This is a genomic window from Sedimenticola thiotaurini (assembly GCF_001007875.1).
In the GTDB taxonomy this organism is placed as follows: Bacteria; Pseudomonadota; Gammaproteobacteria; order Chromatiales; family Chromatiaceae; genus Sedimenticola; species Sedimenticola thiotaurini.
Genome location: NZ_CP011412.1, coordinates 3,366,175 through 3,387,756 on the forward strand (window position 1 = coordinate 3,366,175; position 21,582 = coordinate 3,387,756).

At 60.8% G+C, this 21,582-nt stretch carries 20 protein-coding genes; 12 read left to right on the forward strand and 8 right to left on the reverse strand.

The window, feature by feature from the left end; all coding sequences use genetic code 11:
- Positions 1–21 precede the first annotated feature (21 nt).
- The gene (locus AAY24_RS15520; RefSeq protein WP_046860453.1) at positions 22–1,263 is read right to left on the reverse strand and encodes a multifunctional CCA addition/repair protein; all 1,242 of its coding nucleotides are present in this window, start codon (positions 1,261–1,263) and stop codon (positions 22–24) included.
- A 29-nt stretch (positions 1,264–1,292) separates the two neighbouring features.
- Here AAY24_RS15520 and AAY24_RS15525 point away from each other — a divergent pair, with 29 nt between their 5' ends.
- Complete coding sequence (locus tag AAY24_RS15525) at positions 1,293–2,390, forward strand: aminopeptidase (RefSeq protein ID WP_046860454.1); 1,098 nt, start codon at positions 1,293–1,295, stop codon at positions 2,388–2,390.
- Here AAY24_RS15525 and AAY24_RS15530 read toward each other — a convergent pair.
- Complete coding sequence (locus tag AAY24_RS15530; RefSeq protein ID WP_046860455.1) at positions 2,369–2,866, reverse strand: hypothetical protein; 498 nt, start codon at positions 2,864–2,866, stop codon at positions 2,369–2,371. The two genes, AAY24_RS15525 and AAY24_RS15530, sit on opposite strands and share 22 nt — an antisense overlap.
- A 158-nt stretch (positions 2,867–3,024) precedes the next feature.
- On the opposite strand from AAY24_RS15530, the gene AAY24_RS15535 reads away from it, so the two are divergent.
- Positions 3,025–3,471, forward strand: coding sequence for a sigma D regulator (locus AAY24_RS15535; RefSeq protein WP_046860456.1), 447 nt, complete (start codon positions 3,025–3,027; stop codon positions 3,469–3,471).
- Positions 3,472–3,508: 37 nt separating this feature from the next.
- Positions 3,509–5,950 (forward strand): hypothetical protein, encoded by a 2,442-nt coding sequence (locus AAY24_RS15540; protein ID WP_052761276.1) that lies wholly within the window; start codon positions 3,509–3,511, stop codon positions 5,948–5,950.
- Here AAY24_RS15540 and AAY24_RS15545 read toward each other — a convergent pair.
- The gene (locus tag AAY24_RS15545) at positions 5,925–7,892 is read right to left on the reverse strand and encodes a transglycosylase SLT domain-containing protein (protein ID WP_052761277.1); all 1,968 of its coding nucleotides are present in this window, start codon (positions 7,890–7,892) and stop codon (positions 5,925–5,927) included. The genes AAY24_RS15540 and AAY24_RS15545 overlap by 26 nt on opposite strands.
- Positions 7,893–8,038: 146 nt before the next feature.
- Here AAY24_RS15545 and AAY24_RS15550 point away from each other — a divergent pair, with 146 nt between their 5' ends.
- The gene (locus AAY24_RS15550; protein ID WP_046860457.1) at positions 8,039–8,863 is read left to right on the forward strand and encodes an inositol monophosphatase family protein; all 825 of its coding nucleotides are present in this window, start codon (positions 8,039–8,041) and stop codon (positions 8,861–8,863) included.
- An 85-nt stretch (positions 8,864–8,948) separates the two neighbouring features.
- Positions 8,949–9,392, forward strand: coding sequence for a tetratricopeptide repeat protein (locus tag AAY24_RS15555; RefSeq protein WP_046860458.1), 444 nt, complete (start codon positions 8,949–8,951; stop codon positions 9,390–9,392).
- A gap of 9 nt (positions 9,393–9,401) precedes the next feature.
- On the opposite strand, the gene aroG is transcribed toward AAY24_RS15555, so the two are convergent.
- Positions 9,402–10,466, reverse strand: coding sequence for a 3-deoxy-7-phosphoheptulonate synthase AroG (gene aroG / locus AAY24_RS15560; RefSeq protein WP_046860459.1), 1,065 nt, complete (start codon positions 10,464–10,466; stop codon positions 9,402–9,404).
- 139 nt (positions 10,467–10,605) lie between these two features.
- Here aroG and AAY24_RS15565 point away from each other — a divergent pair, with 139 nt between their 5' ends.
- The 3 genes from AAY24_RS15565 to AAY24_RS15575 all read left to right on the forward strand — a co-directional run bounded on the left by AAY24_RS15565 (position 10,606) and on the right by AAY24_RS15575 (position 13,126).
- On the forward strand, positions 10,606–11,280 hold the full coding sequence (locus AAY24_RS15565) for a glutathione S-transferase family protein (protein ID WP_046860460.1): 675 nt from the start codon (positions 10,606–10,608) through the stop codon (positions 11,278–11,280).
- Between the two features lie 93 nt (positions 11,281–11,373).
- Positions 11,374–12,501 carry a GNAT family N-acetyltransferase gene (locus tag AAY24_RS15570; protein WP_046860461.1) on the forward strand — a complete coding sequence of 376 codons (1,128 nt, stop codon included), beginning with the start codon at positions 11,374–11,376 and terminating at the stop codon, positions 12,499–12,501.
- A 34-nt stretch (positions 12,502–12,535) separates the two neighbouring features.
- Entirely contained in the window at positions 12,536–13,126 is a 591-nt protein-coding gene (locus AAY24_RS15575; protein ID WP_046860462.1) for a DUF938 domain-containing protein, read from the forward strand.
- Between the two features lie 12 nt (positions 13,127–13,138).
- Here AAY24_RS15575 and AAY24_RS18635 read toward each other — a convergent pair whose 3' ends face one another.
- Together AAY24_RS18635 and AAY24_RS15585 are read right to left on the reverse strand one after the other, a co-directional pair.
- On the reverse strand, positions 13,139–13,675 hold the full coding sequence (locus tag AAY24_RS18635; RefSeq protein WP_052761278.1) for a hypothetical protein: 537 nt from the start codon (positions 13,673–13,675) through the stop codon (positions 13,139–13,141).
- A gap of 68 nt (positions 13,676–13,743) precedes the next feature.
- Positions 13,744–14,076, reverse strand: a complete 333-nt coding sequence (locus tag AAY24_RS15585) for a BON domain-containing protein (protein ID WP_046860463.1) — start codon at positions 14,074–14,076, stop codon at positions 13,744–13,746.
- Positions 14,077–14,354: 278 nt separating this feature from the next.
- Between AAY24_RS15585 and AAY24_RS15590 the strand changes: the two genes are divergently transcribed.
- The 4 genes from AAY24_RS15590 to AAY24_RS15605 all read left to right on the forward strand — a co-directional run bounded on the left by AAY24_RS15590 (position 14,355) and on the right by AAY24_RS15605 (position 18,296).
- The gene (locus tag AAY24_RS15590; protein WP_199930402.1) at positions 14,355–15,836 is read left to right on the forward strand and encodes a sensor histidine kinase; all 1,482 of its coding nucleotides are present in this window, start codon (positions 14,355–14,357) and stop codon (positions 15,834–15,836) included.
- Positions 15,833–16,444 carry a hypothetical protein gene (locus AAY24_RS15595; protein WP_046860465.1) on the forward strand — a complete coding sequence of 204 codons (612 nt, stop codon included), beginning with the start codon at positions 15,833–15,835 and terminating at the stop codon, positions 16,442–16,444. The genes AAY24_RS15590 and AAY24_RS15595 overlap by 4 nt, the downstream gene beginning before the upstream one ends.
- A complete protein-coding gene (locus AAY24_RS15600) occupies positions 16,383–17,777 on the forward strand; it encodes a sigma 54-interacting transcriptional regulator (protein ID WP_046860466.1) in 1,395 nt (464 codons plus the stop codon). Before AAY24_RS15595 ends, AAY24_RS15600 begins: the two co-directional genes overlap by 62 nt.
- A gap of 276 nt (positions 17,778–18,053) precedes the next feature.
- Complete coding sequence (locus tag AAY24_RS15605; protein WP_046860467.1) at positions 18,054–18,296, forward strand: EF-hand domain-containing protein; 243 nt, start codon at positions 18,054–18,056, stop codon at positions 18,294–18,296.
- A 110-nt stretch (positions 18,297–18,406) separates the two neighbouring features.
- Here AAY24_RS15605 and AAY24_RS15610 read toward each other — a convergent pair whose 3' ends face one another.
- Positions 18,407–20,662: a nitric oxide reductase activation protein NorD gene (locus AAY24_RS15610; RefSeq protein WP_046860468.1), complete on the reverse strand. Its 2,256-nt coding sequence runs from the start codon at positions 20,660–20,662 to the stop codon at positions 18,407–18,409.
- Positions 20,663–20,699: 37 nt separating this feature from the next.
- Positions 20,700–21,506, reverse strand: a complete 807-nt coding sequence (locus AAY24_RS15615; protein WP_046860469.1) for a CbbQ/NirQ/NorQ/GpvN family protein — start codon at positions 21,504–21,506, stop codon at positions 20,700–20,702.
- Positions 21,507–21,582 lie beyond the last annotated feature (76 nt).

A 21,582-nucleotide genomic window follows, 5' to 3' on the forward strand; every position in this document is an offset into this window, starting at 1 on the left:
TGGGGGAAATTGAGTACTGCTTCACTTAATTACCCCTTCCTGTTGTGTCTGCCACTCCTTTCTGGCTTGGCCGATGGCGCGACTCCTGGCCTGAAAAATCAGCTCCGGAATTACCTGCGGGTCGGTTGCTGAAGCCGCCAGCGCCCCGGTATCGACGGCTGCGGCAGCGTTACGTGCCGCCCTGAACCAGTCGGCCTGGGGGTAAGGTTGCTGTTCAAAACCCTTGCGCCCCCGTGCATCGGCTTCACAGGCGATCAGAAACTGCTCCAGTTGCTCGGGCCGGCGCAGTCCGTCGATCTTCAGCAGGGTACGCAGCAGTGTGGACGGCTTCAGATCGAAGGCCCGATGGCTGTGGGTATGGAATTCCGCCACCCGCCGGCTCAGGTCACGGAAACGGTTGGGAATCCGTAGCCGGTCGCACAGCTGTTCCACCAGTTTTGCGCCGCGCTGTTCATGGCCGTGGTGACTGGGCCACTCCGCCGGGCGCGTGGTGCCTTTCCCCAGGTCATGCAGCAGGGCGGCCAGCCGGGTCTCCGGCTCTGTGCTGAGTGCGCATGCCTGGCGCAGAACCATCAGGCAGTGCAGGCCGGTATCAATCTCCGGGTGGTGCCGTTCCGGTTGCGGGACGCCGAACAGGCGATCCAGCTCAGGGAGGATCACCCGAAGTGCACCCAGCTCATGCAGGGTCTGGAAAAAAACCACCGGATCCCTGTCCTGCAGGGCGCGCAGGATCTCGGCCCAGACCCGCTCCGGCACCAGTTGATCCAGTTCGCCCTGGCGGATCATCTGAGCCACCAGTTGCCGGGTCTGTTGCGCCACCCGGAACCCCAGTGGATGCAGCCGGGCGGCGAGCCGCGCCAGCCGCAGGACCCGGATCGGGTCCTGTCGGAAAGTGGGCGTGTGACGCAGGCGGCGTGCCTGCAGGTCCTGCTGGCCGTTCAACGGATCAATATAGTGGCCGTCCGGCGCGCGGGCGATGGCGTTGATGGTCAGATCCCGCTGCATCAGGTCATCACACACCTGTTCCTGCTCGGTTTTGCCGTGGATGTCACCCCGGGGCAGGGCGTACTCCTCCTTGCTCCGGGGATGGAGAAATACCGGGAAATCCCTGCCCACCTGGTGAAAGCCCCGGGCCGCCAGCTGCTCGGCGGTGACGCCGGTGACCAGCCAGTCCCGGTCGCTGATCGGTAGCCCGAGCAGTTGATCACGCACGGCGCCGCCAACCAGGTAGGTGTGACTGCTGAAGCTGTTAGAATCATCCATGTGACTATGCTGAAACCTCTCTTGTTCCGATGATTGGCCGGGCTCCTTTTCGACCACTCGGCCTGCTGCTGCTCCTTCTGCTGGCTCTTCTTCAGGGCTGCAGCAGCCTGGGCTATTATAGCCAGTCGGTCAGTGGTCATCTGCAGTTGATGGGGCAGCGGCAACCGATTGCGCAACTGGTGCGGGATCCGCAAACGCCACCGGGATTGAAACAGAAGCTACAACAGATCGAGGCGATGCGCACCTTTGCAACCAGCCAACTGGGGCTACCCGATAATGACAGCTATCGCAGTTATGCGGCACTGGAGCGGGAGGCGGTGGTCTGGAGTGTGGTAGCGACGCCCGCCTATTCGATGGAACCGAAGCAGTGGTGCCACCTGTTTGTCGGTTGTACCAGCTACCGCGGTTACTTCTCCCGGAGCCGTGCGCAGCAGGTGGCGGATGAACTGCAGGCCACGGGTATGGATGTGGCGCTGTTGCCGGTACCGGCCTATTCGACCCTGGGCTGGTTTGATGATCCGCTGCCCAGTACCGTGATCAACTGGCCCGAGGCCAGAATCGCCGGTCTGATTTTCCACGAGCTGGCGCACCAGCAGCTCTATGTAAAAGATGACAGCGCGTTCAACGAGGCATTCGCCAGTCTGGTGGAGCAGGAAGGGGTGACGCGCTGGTTACAGGATCAGCCCGGCCAGGATCTTTCCCGCTGGCGGGAATCGCAGCGCCGGGAGCGCCAGTTTGTCGATCTGTTGCTGGAGACAAGGGGGGCGTTAGCAGCGCTCTACCAGCAGCCACTGGATCGGAAACAGATGGCCCGGCGCAAGGCGATGCTGTTTCAGCAGCTCCGGGATCGCTATGCCGGGCTGAAGCAGCAGTGGCAGGGATATGCCGGTTTTGATGGCTGGTTTGAACAGAAGCTGAACAACGCACACCTGGCTTCCATCGCCACCTACGAGGCCCGGGTGCCGGCGTTCAGGCAATTGCTGAAACAGAACGGCGGGGATCTGCCTGCGTTCTATACCGCCAGTCGGGCGCTGGGTGAGCTCCCGCTGGCGGAACGGGAGGCGCGCCTGCAACAACTGCTTGAGGCGGCGGAGGCGGAAGCCACTTACCAGCCGATGCGGAGATAACGCAGCAGATTACCGGTCGGATCCTGCAACAGCAGGCGTCCTTCGGATTCGGCGAATGCGTAGGTGCGCAGCTGACCACTTTGCAGATCCTGAAGCAGGATCACCTGGGGTTGTACCTGCTTCAGGCGTCCCTCGCGGAAATTGTCCCGATCCAGATAGATCCTGAACAGCCCGTTGCGGATCACCAGTACCTCGCCACTCTCACCCTGCCAGCTGCCTTCCAGTATCGACCGGTTTGCCGGCGGCAGGGGCTGACCGTAACCGGGAGGCGGGTATGGTGGATAGCCGCCCTGGAAGCCAGAGTAATCCCGCGACCGCTCGTGCAGTCTTCTCTGGTAGGCGTTAGAGAAGGCGTCCATCATGTCGAACAGGGTTTCTGCCATGCTGTTGTAGCGATTGGGATACTCCAGGGCAGCGCTTTGCAGCGGAATTAGTGTCAGCACAAGCAGCAGTCTGAACAGCCGTTTTTTACTCACCTTGGACCCCTTTTTTTACGTCGTTCTGGAACAGGCCGGTCGTACTGGAGGATTCTATAAGAATTTTCAATAGAATAGAGATACTTGCCTGTTCTCTTAAATGGTGTTTATCTTAAGCCATCTTTGAGCGCAATAGAGATAACAAGGGTCGGGAAATCATGGCAAGTCAGTATAGTGGCGGACCGGAACGGCGCACCCGAACAAAGGCGATGGTGGAGAATTGGCTGGATGAGCGTCAGCAGATGCTGGTGCTCTACTGCAAGCTGGCCGGTATCGAATCCTTCGATCCGGACAAGCCTGAGAAACAGCTGTTGCAGGACTTCTGTCAAATGCTGGTGGACTATGTGGCTTTTGGACACTTCGAGGTGTTTGACCGGATCAGCAGCGGTGACGAACGCCGGGGTCGAGTCATCAAGGTGGCTCAGGCAGCCTATCCGAAAATCGCTGAAGTGACCGAGACGGTGGTGGAGTTCAATGACAAGTACGACTTCAATGATCACCCCCAGCCGTTGGACAGTCTGACCCGCGATCTCTCCCGCCTGGGGGAGGACCTGGCGAGCCGGATTGAACTGGAAGACAGGGTGGTCCAGGCGCTGCTGCAATGATGCGGTCAATGACAACCAGCCGGGGATCGGAATAGCCATGAAGTTGAGCAATCTGTTTCGCTGGTCCCCCGACGCGGAAGAGTTCACCAAACCGCTGCAGCTGAAAAAACCGTTCAAACTGCTGTTTGACCGGTTGCCTATCGGTATTGATAACAATCGGATCGATGTCACCCTGAGCCCGGAGTTCATGAACCGGTGTCGACAGTTCGTGCGTCGCTATATGCTGCACGACGTGACGGAAAACTACTGGGGAGAGCCCCCGCCGCCACCCGACAATAAAGATCTGCAGGTGTTGCGTGAAGATTATGCCGGACTGATGGAGCTGACCGTCGATCGGGCCAGGAAACACAATCGACTGGAGATGGTCCAGCTGTTGCAGTTCAGCGTGGTGAAATACCTGCTGCAGTTGGTGGATCAGGAGTACGAACGGTTGCGCAACCAGATGCAGCGCGCCAAGAGTGTGGACAGCCACCAATCCACCGGGCGTTCGGTCCAGTTGCATGAGCGGCTGGTACTGCTGGCCAGAAATGAGGCCGCTATCCGCTATCGAATTACCCGTCGCCTGTTCCGCGAGATCCTGAAGATCGAGAACATGCGCTTGAGTAAACTGCGTAAATCGGTGCTTGGCCACTCCTGGCCGGTGCCTAAACCCCTGCTGTTCAACCCGATGCTGCAACTGCCCTCCCTGTGGGCCGATGAGCAGGTGATGAACCACTACTCCCTGGTCTGTACCGACAAGGACGAGCAGGATGGGTTCGATCGGGTCAATCGGATGGTCACCAAGCTGTTTGCGGAATTCCTGCCGGCCTGGTGCTGGAGTGTGGATCCGGGTGAGTCATTTGATGTCACCTGCAGTGATATTCAGAATACGGCGCGTCGCCATAAGGGGGAGCAGGGTGGCCTGGTTGGCCATGCCGAGACCCTGATGCTGCTGAAACGCTCACTGCAACCGGACGAGTACGAGAACGGTAACTGCTCCTGGCTGGACATTCCGGACAATATCGACCGCATTGTCTATTCGGTCAAACACCGTAGTACCATCCGCACCGATGTGGACGATCCCCGGCTGCGGGTCACCTGGGAGAATGACAAGTGGCCCGGTTTTCATCATCGCCTGATGAAACGGATTCTGAAGACGTTTCAGGGCACCCGCATAGAACGGGATCTGCTGGCCTGTCACGCCGCGCCCGGAATCTACCAGGAGCTGAACCGCCAGGTGCCGGTGCGCATCATCTGCCTCTATCTCTCCGGGCGAATGACCCGGCGGGAGCTGAAACGCAAGCTCAACAGCCTGCAGAGTAAGGCGGTGCCGGTCAAGGTGATCCCGGTGCTGGATCGGATGGTGACGATCATCAAGGGGATGCCTGCTTCCCGTCGGCGGCGCCGCATCTTCAGCTTCCTGCGTCACTTCGCCCTGTTCAGGCGCGACCTGAAACAGGCCTACCAGGCCCACGTGGCCATGAACCGGATCCACCTGCTGGTTCGGCCCGAGGATGTGGAGCTGTCGCGTCGCAACGGCAGTCTGCTTGAGTTTCCGCTGCGGGTGGAGCTGAAGCCGGAGCAGCACCGTATCCGCAACCATGTCATTATCAAGGCCGATGTGCGTGGTTCCACCACCATGACCAGCGAACTGCGTAACCGCAACCTCAACCCCGCATCCCATTTCAGTCTCAACTTTTTTGAACCGATCAACAAGCTGCTGGACAACTACGGGGCCAAGAAGGTGTTTATCGAGGGGGATGCGGTGATCCTGAGTATTTTCGAGTATGAGGATACCCCCTACCAGTGGCTCTGCGTGTCCCACGCCTGTGGACTGGCGCGCAAGATCCTCCAGGTGGTGGATGACCAGAATGTGATCAATCGCCAGAACGATCTGCCGGAACTGGAACTGGGCCTGGGCATCGCCTTCAGTGATTCCGCACCCACCTTCCTGTACGACGAGGGACGCGAGATCATGATCTCACCGGCTATCAACCGGGCCGACCAGCTCTCCTCCTGTTCGGCCACCTTGAAACGCTCCGAGTTCGGGAAGAAGCTGGGGCGCGGGGTGATGGTGCTGGCCCCGCCGGCGGATGAGATCATTAACAAGGAGAGTTCGGACAAACTGATGCGCTACAACGTGAACGGCATCGAACTCGATTTCCCCGCTTACTACAAACTGAAATCGGAGCTCTCCTTCCGCCGGGTCGAACTGGACAGCGGGAAACGGTCACGGAATGATCACCTGCTGGTGGGTCGTTATCCCGATCTGGAGGGACACATGCACACCCTGGTGATCCGGGAGGCGGCAGTGACGGTCTGGGACGGTGAAAAGGCCGGGCGGCTGGCGGCGGACGGCCGCTGCTACTACCAGGTGATCACTGATCCGGAGCTGATCAGCTATGCGGTGGAGCAGACCAATCAACGGCGTCGGCCGCTGCCCGGTGTCGCCGGTAACCAACCGGGCAAGCCCCCTATAACGTCACGTCACGTCCATTGACGCTTTTTGCTGCCAGTTGCTCCCGCGGACCTACCGGCGACATGCGCTCCGAGAGTCGCTGTAACGGCTGATGCAGGCGCTGGTCGTAAATTGCCGCATAGCTCAGTACCCGTTCTGTATAGCGTCGGGTCTCGTTAAACGGAATCAGCTCAACCCAGATATCCGCCGGTAGTGCGGCTTCCGGTAGCCATTTCATCACATTACGCGGTCCGGCGTTGTAGGCCGCCGTGGCCAGCACCTGGTGTTCCCCCAGTTGCTGGTAAACGTGGTTCAGGTACGCGGTACCCAGGGAGATATTGATCTCCGGTCGCATCAGGTGGGCCAGACGCGGTTTCTTCAACTTCGCCTTGCGGGCGATAAAGCGGGCGGTGTTCGGCATCAGCTGCATCAGGCCCCGCGCCCCGGCCGGGGAGTGGGCGTCGCTGGCGAAGGCGCTCTCCTGCCGGATGACGGCAAACACCCAGGATCTGTCCAGGTCGGTCTCCGCCGACTTCTCTGTCACCAGGGTCTGATGCTCCAGCGGGAAGCGCAGCTCCAGATCATCCCAGTAACCGGTGCGTGCCAGGGTGAATATGGCCCGGTCGTGCCAGCCCCAGGACTGGGCCAGCTTGGAAACCCGTTTCAGGTCCGCCGGTTTCAGGTTGTGCACCCCCACATTCCACTCCCGCCTGGCATCCAGGAAGCGGCCCAGCTGAAACAGTTCCCGGGCCCGTTGCAGCGCCGGTCGTTGTCCCAGTCGGTCGATGGTCGACTGCTCCAGATCCAGGGGAGTTGAATCGTAGCGATAGGGTTGATCCAGCCGGTCGGCGGCCAGAAAACCGTGATAACTGCGCTCTTTCGCCAGAGCGGTAAAGCGGGCCTTGGCGTCCGCCGGATTACCGGTTTCCGCCAGTGCCCTTGCCTGCCAGTAGCGCCAGCGATCTGAGCGTTGCAGCTCTTCCGGCAACTCCCCAATCCACTTCAGCAGGGTTGGCCAGGCGCGTTTTTTCAGCGCTATTCGGAGTCGGGCCTCATGCAGACGCTGATCCTTGTCCGCGGGAGTGAATGCAGCCAGGGCCTTCAGGGTGTCCGGATGCTCCTCCCGTATCAGGCCCAGCAGCAGCGCGCGCTCACCCTGATAACGCTCCTGGTCATTTAACGGGAGCTCCTGTTGCAGCTGCTGCCAGGTGATCATGGCGCTGTCGATATCCCGACGAACCAGCCGTTTGAAACCGTCCAGCAGGATGCGCTTGCGGATATTCCCGGCCGGCAGGCTGGCGGCAATGGTGTTGATCTGCTGGGGATTCCGCTGTAACCCTTGCCAGGCCTCCAGTTGAGCCAGCTGTGGCGGATCGAGATAACGTTTCAGGTAGTTGACCAGGCCGCTCTGGGAGGCCTGCATGGCCAGTTCCACCCGCTTCCAGGCCAGTGCCGGGGTCAACCTGCCGGCATCGATCCAGGTTTCCAGGATACGGTCGCACGCTTTGGGGCGGGATTTGCCGTGCAGCCAGATCGGGGCGGTTTCGTTCAGCGCCTTGTCCTTTTTCCCGGTCTCCAGCAGGGCGGTCAGATAGTGGCACCGGTAAGTTACGCCGAGTTTCGGCTGATAAAACACCAGGTAGGTCCACCACTTCCCCCGTCGGACCAGTTCATTGAGCCAGATCCGGCGCATACGTTGCGCCAGCGGGGAGTCGCTGTAACGGGTGATGAAATCATCCACCTGACTGCTGTTCAGGCCGGTCAGTTCCCGCTGCAGTGCTTTGAACTCCAGATAGGGCAGTAGTGGGTAGTCCAGCAGGGTGGACTTGATACGCTGGTAGGTTTCCATGTCGCCGGCGGCCAGACTGCGCTCCGCGGCGAGAAAGTCACTACGCTGCCGATCCAGGTCCGTATCTGCCAGGCAGAGTATGGGCAGCAGGGTGAGCAGCCACAGCAGGCGCCGTCCGATACTTGAGTGTCCCACTGGCCTGTTACTCCTTGTTACAACTTGAAACATGAGGCATAGGGGAAGCTTAGGGGTGGCGCAGGCAAGGTGCAAGGGGGAAAACCCTCTGATTTGCGTGGGCGCAGTCGATTGCCCGGCCGCCATGAATACGGGATGATACCGGCATGAGCAAGCAATCGGAAAACCGGTCGGCATGGCCTGACAGCAGGCAGTTGCAGCATATTCTGATCGATATCGCCGAGGCCGAGGTGGTGTCCCGTTATCACCATCCGGATATCACCCGCAAGCGGGATGGCTCCCTGGTGACCGATGCCGATCTGGCGGTCCAGGCCCGCCTGATCGAGCAGCTGTCGGCGGGCTGGCCTGACATCCCCCTGCTGGGTGAGGAGATGGGACCGGATGAGCAGCAGGTGGTGGCGGAACGGGACTGTTACTGGTGTGTCGATCCGCTGGACGGCACCACCAATTACTCGGCCGGGCTGCCCTTTTTTGCCCTCTCTCTGGCCCTGATCGTGGAGGGTCGCGCCGTATTGGGTATCGTCTATGACCCGGTTCGCCGTGAATGCTTCCGGGCCGAACGGGGGCGCGGGGCCTGGCTCAATGATGAGGTGCTGACTCTGCCGCAGGGGCCGAACACGCTGCAGGAGTGTATCGCTATCGTGGACCTGAAACGGCTTACGCCGGAGTTGGCGATACGGTTATCCAACTGCCCACCGTACCGTTCGCAACGCTGTTTTGGTGCCATTGCGCTGGAGTGGTGCTGGCTGGCGGCGGGGCGGGCCCATCTGAACCTGCATGGCGGACAGAAGCTGTGGGACTACGCTGCCGGGCAGCTGATCTTCAGCGAGGCGGGCGGGGTCTCCAATCAGGATCTGACCGATCAGGAACGGCTCGGGCTGACAGTGCGCCCCGCCCTGGGGGCGGTCAATGAACCGCTTTATCGGCACTGGCAGGCGTGGCTGCAGGAGGCCGGCTTCCCTCCATCCTGACCAGGACAGAGTCGCAGCGGGCTGAGGAAATTGCACGACTACTAAAATAATCAGGGGCCGTGCCCCTGGATACCGGAGGTAAACAATGAGCAGTAATGACCAACAACTGGAAATGGAACTGGGCAGTGGTATCGCGGCATTTGAGGCCAAGGAGTTTGCCAGCGCCACCAAGTTGCTCTCTGGCCTGGCCGAAAAGGGCAATCCGGAGGCCCAGTACCGCATGGCCATCATGGCCCAGAACGGACTGGGCATGGCGGTCAACCAGCTGATGGCCTACAAGTACATGAAGGCGGCGGCCGAGAGCGGTCTGGCGCTGGCCCAGCACGGCCTCGGCTTTATGTACATGGAGGGTGAGTGTGTGGATAAAAATGGTGCCAAGGCGGTTGAGTGGTTCACCAAGGCGGCCGAACAGGGGCTGGTGGGTTCCCAGACCACCCTCGCCATGATGTATGAGACCGGCGAGGGGGTTGAGCAGGATATGGAAGAGGCGCGGCGCTGGTATCACGCCGCCGGTTTCGACGAAAAATAGTCGGACGCTTCAGCCGTTGCGGCGTGTGCGGCGCTGCCGGACCGCTTCGGCCAGGGTGCGCAGCAACGGCTCGGTGTCGCTCCAGCTGATGCAGGCATCGGTGATGCTCTGGCCATAGACCAGCTCCTCGTCCGCGCGCCAATCCTGACGTCCCGCTTCCAGGAAGCTCTCGATCATGACGCCGTTGATACGCTGGTCGCCCCGGGCGATCTGGCCGGCCACGTCGTGGCCCACGTCGATCTGTTTCTGGTGCTGCTTGCGCGAGTTGGCGTGGCTGAAATCGATCATCAGGCGCGGTTTGAAGCCACACTGCTCCATCTCTGCGGAAGCGATGTTGATACTCTCGGTGTCGTAATTGGGACGGCTGCCACCCCGCAGGATGACGTGGCAATCCTCGTTGCCCCGGGTGGTGAAGATGGCCGAGTGACGCTCCTTGGTCACGGACAGGAAACAGTGCGGCTGGGAGGCGGCGCGGATGGCGTCCAGGGCGATGCGCAGGGTGCCGTTGGTGCCGTTCTTGAAGCCCACCGGGCAGGAGAGACCGGAGGCCAGTTCCCGGTGTCCCTGGCTCTCGGTGGTGCGCGCGCCGATGGCGCCCCAGCTCACCAGGTCGGCAATGTACTGGGGGCTGATCAGATCCAGAAATTCAGTGCCGGCGGGCAAGCCCAGACTGTTGACATCCAGGAGCAGCTGGCGGGCCATGCGCAGCCCTTTGTTGATATGGAAGGTGCCGTCCAGATCGGGATCGTTGATCAGCCCTTTCCAGCCCACCGTAGTGCGGGGCTTTTCGAAATAGACCCGCATCACGATCAGCAGATCGTCGGCCAGCTCTTCACGCAGTTTGTTCAGCCGGGCGGCGTAGTCCCGCGCCGCGGCCGGGTCATGCACCGAACAGGGGCCGACGATGGCCAGTACCCGATCATCCTCGTCATGCAGGATGCGGTGAATGGCCCGGCGCGCCTGGTAAACCGTGTCGGCCACCGCGTCGGTCACGGGTAATTCAGCCAGCAGGTCGGCCGGAGCCACCAGCTCCTTGATCGTTTCGATACGCAGGTCGTCGGTTTTGTGGCGCATTATCTCTCTACTCTGGTCAAAAAGTTCAGTAAACGGTTTATTGTATAGCGTAATACCCCTGGGTGACAGGTGCCTGCCGGCTTTCAGGGATCGCCATCGGTAATCCAATAACGGGGTCAACTGCAAAAGGAGAAAGCTTATGACCGATCTGACGCTGGTAATCGGCAATCAGAACTACTCATCCTGGTCCCTGCGACCCTGGCTGTTTCTGTCCCATCACGGAATACCCTTCCAGACCCGCAAAGTACAACTGTTTACCGACCGCATGGAGCGGGATCTGGCGGCGCACTTTTCCGACGGCAAGGTGCCCGTGCTGATCCATGGGGAGCTGGAGGTGTGGGATTCCCTGGCGATCCTGGAATACCTGGCGGAACTCTTTCTCGCGACCCGGGGCTGGCCGGAGGAGCGATCAGCCCGGGCGGTGGCCCGCTCGGTCTGCGCCGAGATGCACTCCAGTTTTTTTGCCCTGCGCGGTGAACTGCCGATGAACTGCCGGCGCCGCTTCCCGGGCTTTCGACCGTCTGCAGAGACGGAGCGGGATATCGACCGGATACTGGGGCTGTGGAACTTCTGTCGGGAGCGTTATGGTGCTGCCGGCCCCTGGCTGTTCGGTCAATTCAGCGTGGCTGACTGTATGTACGCACCGGTGGTGATGCGCCTGCTGAGTTATGAAATCTCGCTCGATCCGGTCTCCACCCGCTATGCCCGGACCCTGTATGAGAGTCCGGCCATGCAGCAGTGGGTCAGGGCGGGTGCTGCGGAGGTGGAAGTGATCGAAGAGGATGAGGCGGAGTGGCCGAGCGTGCCGTTCTGATCCGGCGTCGATATCCACCAGGATTCGCCGGTATTTAATTACCGGCCTCCCTGTTAAATTCCGCATATTGAAAATATATGGGAAGTGGTCCGATTGCAGATAGCCATTCATAGCAGTATCAGTGAAATAGCCGCTGCCGAGTGGAATGGGCTGGTGCGGGATAACAATCCCCTGATCCGCCACGAGTTCCTGCATGCCATGGAGCAGCATGGTTGTGTCGGTGAACGCTTCGGCTGGCTGCCCCGGCATATCGCGGTGTATCGTGATGAGCGCCTGGTGGCGGCCATGCCGCTGTACGAAAAGTACAACTCCTATGGCGAGTTCGTGTTTGATAACGCCTGGGCGGACGCCTACCAGCGCGCCGGTATGGCCTACTTCCCCAAGCTGGTCTCCGCGGTACCCTACACCCCCGCCAGCGGACAGCGTCTGCTGGCCGCTCCCGAAGACGTCGCTGAACTCTATCCGTTGTTGCTGGAAACTGCCCTGCAACTGGCCGGGCAGATGGGCGCCAGCGGGTTCCACTGCCTGTTTCCGAGCCCGGACAGCTTCGACTATCTGGCCGGGCAGGGGCTGCTGACCCGCCACGATATACAGTTCCACTGGCATAACCACAACTACCCGGAGTTCGACGCATTTCTGGCCAGCCTGACCGCCAAGAAGCGTAAGAACATTCGGCAGGAGCGCCGCCGGGTGGTGGAGGCAGGCGTAACCCTGCGCCGCCTGAATGGTCACAGCGCCAGCGATGAGGACTGGCGACAGTTCACCGCTTTTTATAACAAAACCTTCAATGAAAAATGGGGCGTGGCAACCTTCAACTATCCGTTCTTTCGCCAGGTTGCGACACAGTTGCCCGACCAGGTGTTGCTGGTACTGGCGGACCTGGACGGGCAGTGCATTGCCGGCTCCCTGATGTACCAGAGTGATACGACCCTCTACGGTCGTCACTGGGGGGCTGAGGGGTGGGTGGACGGGCTCCATTTCGAGGCCTGTTACTACCAGGGCATCGAACACTGCATCGAACAGGGATTAGCGCTGTTTGAGCCAGGTGCCCAGGGGGAACACAAGCTGCCCCGGGGCTTCCTCCCCACCCTGACCCGCTCCAGTCACTGGATCAGGGATGATGGGTTTCGTGAACCCATCGCCCGCTATACCGAGCATGAACAGGCGGCGATTGCCGAGTACCTGGCGCAATTGCAGGCGTCGAACCCCTACCGTGAGTGACCGGCAGCATGATCGGCCGGTTTGAGGAGCAGCAATGAAACCCTATTCCGAATCCTGTGAGCAGAATCGTGAACCGATCCTCTCCGTGATCCAGCCCCTGTTTGCCGACCTGACCCAGATTCTGGAGATCGGCAGTGGCACCGGTCAGCACGCGGTCTATTTCGCCGCCCGGATGCCCCACCTGGTTTGGCACACCAGCGACTGTGCCGAGTACCATGCGGGCATTCGGCTCTGGTTGGAGGAGGCGGCCCTGCCCAATGTCCGGCCACCACTGCACCTGGATGTGGCCCGTTCCGACTGGCCGACACTGGGGGTGGACGGGGTGTTTTCCGCCAACACGGCCCACATCATGCACTGGCCTGAGGTGGAGGCGATGTTTGCCGGGGTGGGTGCTCTGCTGCCGGCCGGCGGTCGGTTTGCGCTATACGGCCCGTTCAACTACCAGGGTCGTTTCACCAGCGCCAGCAACGCCCGTTTCGATGGCTGGCTGAAACAGCGGGATCCGGCCATGGGAGTGCGGGATTTCGAAGCGCTGGACGGTCTGGCCCGTGAAGCGGGCATGCTGCTGATGGATGATTTTGAAATGCCGGCCAACAACCGCATCCTCTGCTGGCAGCGCCGGTGATACCGTCCCGGATCAGCTGCTTTCAGCCTGCTCCAGGGACTGTTCGGCCAGCTCCCGGGTCTGCTCCACCCACTTTTCCCGCTCAATGCGACCGGGGAAGTGCAGGTGGTGGTTCAGCCAGAGGATGTTCTCCCGACTCAGGTTGGCTATCTGTGCGTAGTGGAAGATGCCCAGTTCATTCAGGGTTTTTTCAATCTTCGGGCCTATGCCACGCACCCGCTTGAGATCATCGGCCTCGCCGTTGGGTGCTGCCAGGGCTGCCGGCCGCCACTCGTCGGCAATCTCCCGTTTCGGTTTTTGCGGCTCCGGCTCCGGCTTGGCGGGTAGGGTGGTTGCTTCCAGCTCCCGCAGGCGCTTTTTGTAGTCGCTCAGCTCCGCCCTCAGCAGTGACACCACGGTGTGATCATCGCCATGTCCCAGAGGTTGCGGGTCACCATTTTCATCTTCCTGGAAAGTGTGGGTGAAACCGCGCAGCAGCCAGCCCACAATACCGCCCAGCCCGAACGCCAGCAGTATCCAGACCAGAATCTGAAAAAATAGATAACCCATTTACCTCTCCCCTGGCTCCACCCACCGGCGCGCCTCTCCATTTGGTTCGATTTCAGTCCGTCCCGGCATCAATCGACCTCGATTACCCTTGACCAGGAGGCGTCGCTGGCGGGATGTCCGGCGGGCAGGGTGAACCGGTCGATGACCTGGTCGACCCCGTCAAGTCCCTTGATCAGGGCGATGGCCTGGTTGGCCGCCTTGTTGGATGGTGCTTCTCCCAACAGACGCAGGTCACGTCCCTCGACCTCAATATCCACCCATTGCAGTTGGTGTTCTGCCAACAGGGTCTCGCCGCGGAACTTCAGGTCCTGCTCGATCTTCGCTGTCCCGTTGTAATAGGCGAGCATCAAAATCAGCAGTAACCCGACTGCTCCCAGCAACAGGGTCTTAGTTCTACTCATGGACCACTTTTTACCTTATGAGACGACAGTGCGGAAAGTGAACCGGTTCTCGGTTTCATATCTACCCTGATTTATTCATACCGGCAATAGCCGGAACTGCGAACTGCTCTATACTCATCCTGTTGAGTATTCCCTATGCTGCCAGCTTTTCTCCCTGGGTGCACGGTCTGATAAGGCCACGGAAGTGGCAGGGAGTTCCCTTGAATGGAGTCTGGCGCTGCGGCCATCGACCGTCCGGTCATTGAAGGCAGACCCAGCTGATGTCGGAAGTTGAACCCATGCTATCTGAGACAGGCCGCCGGAAGCTGGCCGGGTCACTCTATTACTGGGCCCTGACCGGGTTTCTGCTGGTGACACTGCCCCTGGTGGTGGCGCTGATATGGGGTGTGCTGTCGGTGAGCCAGTACACGGAAAAGAGTCAGCAGGCCCTGTTCCAGACCGTCCGGGCCAACGAAGGCAGCCGTTCACTGCTTGATCGGCTGGTCTCCATGGAGCGGGGCATCCGGCAATACCAGGTGTTGAAAGATCCGGAACTGCTTGAGGTCTACCGGCAGCATCACGACGCCTTCGTGGCGGTGGCCCAGGGATTGCGGTTTGACGGCGTGTCGGACGATCTGCTGATCCCGTTACGTGGTCTGGTGGCCGCCGAACGGGAGCTGTTTCAGGACATACAGAGCCGGGTCAGCCGGGCAGAAAGCGAACTCAGTGCGGATGACCTGCAGGGTTATGCGACCCTGACGTTGCAGGCCCGGGCGCTGCTGCAGACCGGTGGCCGGCAGGTGGGGGTTGAGGCGGAGGCGCTGGCCCGGGAAGCGGACCGGGTGCGCGGCTCCATGTTGTTGTGGGCGCTGCTGGCGCTACCCTTGGCGCTGATCCTGGGGCTGCTGTTTGTCTACCTGATGACCCGTCCCATCAAGCGTATCGAGCGGGTGATCACGGAACTGGGTGCCGGGCGTTTCGATCAGCCAATAGTGATTAACGGCCCCAGTGATCTGGCGGATCTGGGGCATCGGCTGGACTGGATGCGCCGCCGCCTGCGGGCGTTGGAGGGAGAGAAGCAGCAGTTTATCCGCAATATCTCCCATGAACTGAAAACCCCCCTGGCGACACTGCGGGAAGGTGCTGATCTGCTGGAGGATGAGGTGGTGGGTGAGCTGAACCGGGAGCAACGGGAAATTGTGCAATTGATGACTATCGGTACTTTGCAGCTGAACGGGTTGGTGGAGAATCTGCTTGAGTATCAGCGCCTGGCCAACCAGCGTACCTTGGCGGAACCCAGTGATCTGGATCTGGCGGAACTGCTCAGAAAGGTACTGGATGACTACCGTTTGCTGATCAGGAGCAAGCGACTGGAGATTGTGCAGGCGTTGGCATCGGTGACCCTGCGGGGTGACCGGGAGACGATCAGGATGATGCTGGGTAATCTGTTGAGCAATGCCATCAAGTTCTCCCCGGACGGGGGGCAGATCGGTCTCACCCTGTCGGCCGATCAGGGGTGCGTGACCTTTTTGATTGAAGATCAGGGCGAGGGGATTTCCGTTGAGGACCAGCCTTTTGTGTTCCAGGAGTTCTACCAGGGCAAGAGCAGTGGCCGGTCCAGTGTCAAGGGATCGGGTCTCGGCCTGGCACTGGTGAATGATACCGTTTTGCGCCACCGGGGCCGAATCATGCTGTTACCGGCTACCCGCGACTACCCCGGGGCCCGGATCTGCCTGGAGCTGCCCATGGCCGGGCAGGCGACCCTGGAGGTGGCCCAATGAAATGGCTGACGCCTATCTGCCTGTTGCTGCTGTTGTCCGGCTGTCAGCAGCCCCTGACCCGCGCCGATGGGGACGATGGCATCGCCACAGCAGGAGCTGTGGCTACGGGCGAGGAGTCCTCCGGGGATCTGCTGCTGAATCTGATCGACTTTTCCAGCCGTTTCGAAGCCCATACGCCGGAGGATCAGCTGGCGCTCTGCAGCGAGCTGCGCGCTTCGCTGGGTCGGGATGGGGATCCCCTGACCGGCTGGTATCTGGCCACCGCCATCAGCCAGGTAAATGGCTGTGGAGAACCGCAGGAGGCGATCGATCTGATCAACCAACTGCTGGAGCAACGTTTTGTCTCGCGCCAGACCGCCTGGTTGGCCTATTACCAGGTACGACTGTTACAGCGCCAGCAGAGTCAGGAGCAGAAGCTCAACAAGGCGCAGGTGCAGCAACGCAAACTGCAGGATCGCTTGACCCGGTTGGCGGAGACCCGGCGCCTGTTGGAAAACCAGCTGCGCGACCTGAAGCGAATCGAAACCAGTATCAATCAGAGGCTAGATGAAAAAGAGCAAGGAACAGACCCCGGGGTCGCCGAGCCGTCGCGTACTCCTGGTCGATGATGATCCGAGCCTGCTGCGGCTGCTGTCGCTGCGCCTGACGGCGATCGGATTATCGGTGGAGTGCGCCGACAGCGGTGAACAGGCGGTCGGCCTGGTGCCCCAGTTCAAACCCCAGCTGGTGGTGACCGACCTGCGCATGGGGGAGATGGATGGACTGGCGCTGTTCCGCTACCTGCAACAGCACTATCCGCTGCTGCCGGTGATTATCCTCACCGCCCACGGCACCATAGCCGAGGCGGTGGAGGCGACCCGCCAGGGGGTATACGGTTTTCTCACCAAGCCGTTCGACAGCAAGGAGCTGATCGCCCAGGTGGAGCAGGCGCTGGAGCTGGGTGGCTGGCCGCAGCGGGAGTCGGAACAGGCAGAGCAGGAGGATTGGCGTGCAGAGATTATCACCCGCAGCCAGTCCATGGAGCAGTTGCTGCAGGAGGCGCAACGGGTCGCCCAGGGGGATGCGAGCCTGTTTATTCACGGTCAGAGCGGCACCGGCAAGGAGTTGATCGCCCGGGCGGTGCATCGGATCAGTCCCCGTTCCGCCGCGCCCTTTGTGGCGGTGAACTGCAGCGCCATTCCCGCCGACCTGCTGGAGTCGGAACTGTTTGGCCATGTGCGGGGGGCCTTCAGCGGTGCCGTGTCGGCGCGGGATGGACTGTTCCGGACCGCCGACGGCGGTACCCTGTTTCTGGACGAGATCGGTGACATGCCGCCCCTGTTCCAGGTCAAACTGCTGCGCGCCCTGCAGGAACAGCGTATTCGACCGGTGGGGGCCAACCAGGATATTCCGGTGGATGTGCGCATCATCTCGGCCAGCCACCATGACCTGGAACAGTTGGTGGAGCGGGGCGAGTTTCGCCAGGACCTCTACTATCGACTGAATGTGGTGACGCTCAGTCTGCCGGCCCTCAGCGAGCGGCGGGAGGATATCGCCCTGCTGGCCAACCATTTTCTTGCCCGGCTCACTCCCCGCTACGGTAACCGGGTGAAGGGCTTTTCCGCCGAGGCGCTCAGTGCCCTGGTGCAGTATGACTGGCCAGGCAACGTGCGCCAGCTGCAGAATGTGGTGGAGCGGCTGACGGCGCTCTCCACTACCCCCATCATACCGGTCCAGCAGGTGGAGAAGGCATTGAAGGAGAAGTCGGCCCTGTTGCCGGGATTCCAGGAGGCGCGGGAGCAGTTTGAGCGGGAGTACCTGGTGGAACTGCTGCAACGGGTCAACGGCAACGTCAGCCAGGCGGCCCGGCTGGCCAAGCGTAACCGCACGGAATTCTACAAGCTGCTTAAGCGGCATCACCTGGATCCGGCCCGTTTCAAGCAGGATCCGGGCGGCGATTGATCCCCCCGGGCGACAGGGTCCATACCCACTGTCGCCTATCGGCAACAGCTAACAATGGCGGTATATCAAGCACCTGGGCCGGTAAGCCTGAACGGCTGTTGCCGATTGGCGACAGCTGGCTCGGTACAGGACGCCACTGTTTTGATCGTTTCATCATAAGTGACTGAAAAATAGGGTAAATAAAAAGTTGGCATCGGGCTTGCTCTGTACCGGATAGCTGACTGCTTCCAAGGTAGGCAGCCCGAACCTATATTTTATTGATGAATGGAGTTCCCTATGACCAAGAAGATTATGACTCTGCTGTTTGCTTCCCTGGCCGCTGCCGCTGTGATCGCTGCTGAAAGCAAAACCGATGTGGCACTGGATACCGATAACAACGGTACCCTGAGCCAGGAAGAGGCCAAGGCCATTCCGGGACTGAGCGAGCAGTGGGACGCCCTGGACACCAACAAGGACGGTCAGCTGGATCCTGCTGAATTTGCCAAGTTTGAGGTGGTGACGACCACACCGGCCAACTGATCAGTCGCCGATATCCGCAGGGCAGTACTCCCTCCTGCGGGTGAGCAGCTGATTGATCCAGCCCCATCGGGTAGCTCCCGGTGGGGCTGGGTCGTTTTGGGGTGAGTGGTTCAGCGGGTCAGGGAGAGGAACAGTTCCGGCAGCTTGGCCGGCAGTTTTTCCACCCGGTCGATGACGCTGTACTGCTTGCCGAAGATGTCACTTACATAGTCGTCGGCGCGGGGATCCAGGTTGATGCAGTAGGTGTAGATGTTGTCCCGATCCAGCTCCTGAACCGCCTTACGGGCGTCTTCGATCAGCAGCCGCTCGTCCTGTACGTCGATATCGGATGGCTCACCATCGGTGAGTATCAGCAGCAGCTTCTTCTCCGCCTGACGGGCCCCCAGATAGTGGCCGGCGTGGCGCATTGCCGCTCCCATGCGGGTGGAGTAGCCTGCCTCCATGGCCGCCAGGCGCCCCTTGACCGGTTCATTCCAGGCTTCGCTGTAGCCCTTGATGTGCTGGTAACGCACTTCATGCCGGGTGTTGGAGGAGAAGCCGGCGATGGCGAAGCTGTCGCCCAGCCGGTCGATGGCCCAGCCCAGCAGGGCTACCGCCTCCTGGCTCAGTTGCAGGATGCTCTGGTCACACCCCTCCGGCACCTGGTGCAGGGACTGGGAGAGATCCAGCAACAGCATCACCGCGATGTCCCGGCCGTCGTGTCGGTGGCTCATGTTGATGCGGGTGTCCGGGGTGGCACCACCCTTGAAATCCACCAGGGAACGGATCGCCACATCCAGATCCAGCTCGCTGCCCTCCTCCTGGTAGCGTACCCGGACATACTGCTGGGGTTTGAGCAGGTCGAGAATCCGTTCCAGCTGCTTGGCCAGGGCGCTGTGCTTGGTCAGCAGGTCATCAATCAAGCGGGCGTCACCCGGTGGATGGAGCGATTCGTACAGGCTTACCCAGTCGGGGCGATAAGTCTGGGTCTTGTAGTCCCACTCAGGGTAGTGGCGCGGGGGCAGGGCGTTAAGCGGCTCCTGCTCCATCTTCTTGCGCTCCACTTCGAACTGCTCCTCCTCGTCCCCCTCTTCGATGAACTTCCACAGGTGACGGTTATCATCCCGGTACTCCACCACGGTGTTCTTGAAGTAGACATTGGGTGCCTGGTCGTTCTGTATCCGGGTGCGGGCGATGAAAGAGATGGCCAGCTGCACAATACCCTGGGTGCTGCTCTCGCCCCCTTGCATCAGCTGGTGAAACTGGGCCACCGCGTCCAGGATATCCCGGTTACGGTAGCCGTGCTGGGGATTGAGTATGGCATAGGAGAGCATGGCCAGCCGGTGACGGATACAGGACTCTTTCTGCGGGTCGCACTCCCCTTCGATCGGCACCGGATGCAGGGCCAGCCAGAGTTTCCGCAATCCCGGATAGCACTGCATCGCCAGGTACTCCACCCGGGAATCCTCCAGCAGTTCGATGGCGATGCGCTGGAAGGGGCTGAAGTTGTCGGCAAAGATCGCCTGACTCCAGCGTCGGTGAGCGGCGATATGGGCCAGCACGGCGCGGTAGCGGTCGATACCGCGCACGCCGCTGTCGGTGTCGTCAAACACATCCGGCACCCGGATACCCAGGGAGTCGTAGTAGGGGATCGGCTTGCGTAGCTCGTCGAAGGCGGTGGAGTAAGGGACCAGGTGATCCTTGTCCTGCCACAGGGCGCGCAGGTAGAGGTCGAGCTGGCGCTCATGGTCGGCAAACAGGGTGCCGTGCCGTTCCCGTTGCAGCATGGCACGGCTGTCCGCCGACTGCAGGCTGAAAAAGTCGATCTGCCGTTCGGGGTGGTTCGAGTAGTTGCGAATCCCGTACTCGGTCCAGTTGCGGATACCCTCCAGGGAGAGCTGGTTGAGCAGGTAGGGCATCTGCTCCAGGTACGCTTTAGCTCCGGGGCTGGGAATGGTGGCCGGGCCGCCGTGGATGGAGCTGCTGGTCCGCTCCAGCATCTCCAGCAGCAGTTCAATATAGCGGGTCAGCTGGGTCTCGCTGCCGAGTCGGCGCGCCGCCTCCGCCAGGGTCTGCAGGAAGGGCAGGATGATGGCGCCGTTGGGCGTGCGGGAGATTTTCCAGACAGTTTGCGACACCAGACCAAGGACCGGCTCACCCAGGCGTGCCGCCACCTGGGGCATCTCCTCCAGGTAGACCAGTACCGGCTCAAAGCCCCGGCCGATCATACAGATCAGGGAGGCGCCTTCCAGGTAGGCTTGGATGCCTGCCTCGGTGAGGCTGTCGGCGGCCTCCTCCATGCAGTCGGCGAACACCAGGTCCAACTGCTGGAAATTGCAGGTCAGTTGCTCCCGGTAGGCCTGGAGAGCGGATTCCTCGATAGTCACAATGTGCTTCCCGTGGCTGTCACAGCAGTGGGCCGGATCAGGCGAACAGGCTGTCGATGGCGTGATCCAGTGTGGCCCGGATATCCCCGTCGTCGGTGATCGGGCGCACCAGTGCCATGCGGCAGGCGGCGATGGGTTCAACCCCCTGCCCGATCAGCTGGGCGCCGTACACCAGCAACCGGGTGGAGATCCCTTCATCCAGACCGTGGCCTTTCAGGTTCCGTGCGGCATGGCCGATCTTGACCAGCTTGCTGGCGGTGTCGGCGTCGATGCCGGTCTCCCGGCAGATGATCTCCGCCTCGACTGACTCTGGCGCATAATCGAAGTCGAGGGCGGAAAAGCGCTGCTTGGTGGACTGTTTCAGATCCTTCATCAGGCTCTGGTAGCCGGGGTTGTAGGAGATCACCAACTGAAAATCGGGGTGTGCAGCCACCACTTCGCCCTTCTTGTCCAGGGGCAGGGTGCGGCGATGATCGGTGAGGGGGTGGATCACCACGGTGGTGTCCTGACGCGCTTCCACCACTTCATCCAGGTAACAGATGGCACCGATACGGGCTGCCACGGTCAGCGGCCCATCCAGCCAGCGGGTACCATCCGCATCCAGCAGGTATCGACCCACCAGATCGGAGGCGGTCATATCCTCGTTACAGGCCACGGTGATCAGCGGTCGTTTCAGACGCCAGGCCATATGTTCGATAAAACGGGACTTGCCGCACCCGGTCGGGCCCTTGATCATCACCGGCATGCGTGCCTGGTAAGCGGCCTGGTAGAGCGCAATTTCATCCCCCTGAGGGTGGTAGAATGGCTCCTGTTCTATACGGTACTGTTCACTGATTTCTGTCATGATGACCCCATCACGCGATAGCCAAAATTATGCGCCAGAGTAGTTGGTATTCGGGCGGAGTGAAAATAGTATTTGC